Origin of the sequence: Blautia sp. AF26-2 (assembly GCF_003460955.1) — a bacterium.
GTDB lineage: Bacteria > Bacillota > Clostridia > Lachnospirales > Lachnospiraceae > Fusicatenibacter > Fusicatenibacter saccharivorans.
Genome location: NZ_QTWD01000014.1, coordinates 1 through 417, shown reverse-complemented (window position 1 = coordinate 417; position 417 = coordinate 1).

The window sequence follows — 417 nt, the reverse complement described above, 5'->3', positions numbered from 1 at the left end:
AGATAAAATACTGAATATGCAGAATTGACCGTATTTTTCTAAAAATAAGAAAATTCGAAAAAAGGTGTTGACTTTTGCTTTCGGGGGTGTTATTATAACTAAGCTGTCAGCGAGAGCTACAGTGAATGAGTTCTTTTGAAACAGAAAAACCTAGTTCGGAGCCGGGTGGCGGCCGCGGGCTGCAAAAACTGCTTCAAAAAAACTTGAAAAAAGTTCTTGACAAAAGCAAATGAGTTTGATAAAATAAACGAGTTGCTGATCGAGAGAACAGCAAAGAAGTTCGAAAGAACTTCAAAAAATAAATTTAAAAAAGTTCTTGACAAACGAAAAGTTCTGTGATAAAATAAATGAGCTGATCCGAGTCGGGACAGCAGAGATCCTTGATAATTAAACAGTGAAACACATCCTCGAAAGTTC